The sequence below is a fragment of the Streptomyces sp. CB01881 genome, from assembly GCF_002953255.1.
In the GTDB taxonomy this organism is placed as follows: domain Bacteria; phylum Actinomycetota; class Actinomycetes; order Streptomycetales; family Streptomycetaceae; genus Kitasatospora.
In genome coordinates, this window is the sequence record NZ_CP026498.1 from 7,567,242 (window position 1) to 7,568,080 (window position 839).

The 839-nt window shown below is 67.3% G+C and carries 1 protein-coding gene and 1 pseudogene; both read left to right on the top strand.

Annotation, left to right across the window (positions count from 1 at the left end; all coding sequences use genetic code 11):
- A partial coding sequence (gene rpsK / locus C2142_RS23075) for a 30S ribosomal protein S11 (protein WP_241002731.1) occupies positions 1-365 on the top strand: 365 nt, incomplete at its 5' end.
- Positions 366-510: 145 nt separating this feature from the next.
- Positions 511-839: pseudogene (locus C2142_RS40265) on the top strand (DNA-directed RNA polymerase subunit alpha); the annotation flags it as partial.

An 839-nucleotide genomic window follows, 5' to 3' on the forward strand; every position in this document is an offset into this window, starting at 1 on the left:
GATCCGCCGCAAAGAAGAACGTCGCTCACGGCCACGCGCACATCAAGAGCACGTTCAACAACACCATCGTTTCGATCACCGACCCCGCGGGCAACGTGATCTCCTGGGCCTCCGCCGGTCACGTCGGCTTCAAGGGCTCGCGCAAGTCCACCCCGTTCGCCGCGCAGATGGCCGCCGAGGCCGCTGCCCGTCGCGCGCAGGAGCACGGCATGCGCAAGGTTGACGTCTTCGTGAAGGGTCCGGGCTCCGGCCGCGAGACCGCGATCCGTTCGCTCCAGGCCACCGGCCTGGAGGTCGGCTCGATCCAGGACGTCACCCCCACCCCGCACAACGGCTGCCGTCCGCCGAAGCGCCGCCGCGTCTGACGCAGCGCCTTCGGGCACGCAGTACCTGCTTCACACCTCGTACGGGGTCCCGCGCAGCGATTCGTCGCTGCCGGCGGGACCCCGTACGCTTGGTCCTGTCGGCATCAAATAGTGGGTGCCGAAGACAACTGGAGGAACACCCCTCATGCTTATCGCTCAGCGCCCCTCGCTGACCGAAGAGGTCGTCGACGAGTTCCGCTCGCGGTTCGTGATCGAGCCGCTGGAGCCGGGCTTCGGTTACACCCTCGGCAACTCCCTGCGCCGCACCCTCCTCTCGTCGATCCCCGGCGCTGCTGTCACCAGCATCCGCATCGACGGTGTCCTGCACGAGTTCACCACCGTGCCGGGCGTCAAGGAGGACGTCACCGACCTCATCCTGAACATCAAGCAGCTGGTCGTCTCCTCGGAGCACGACGAGCCGGTCGTGATGTACCTGCGCAAGCAGGGCCCGGGTGTGGTCACCGCCGCCGACAT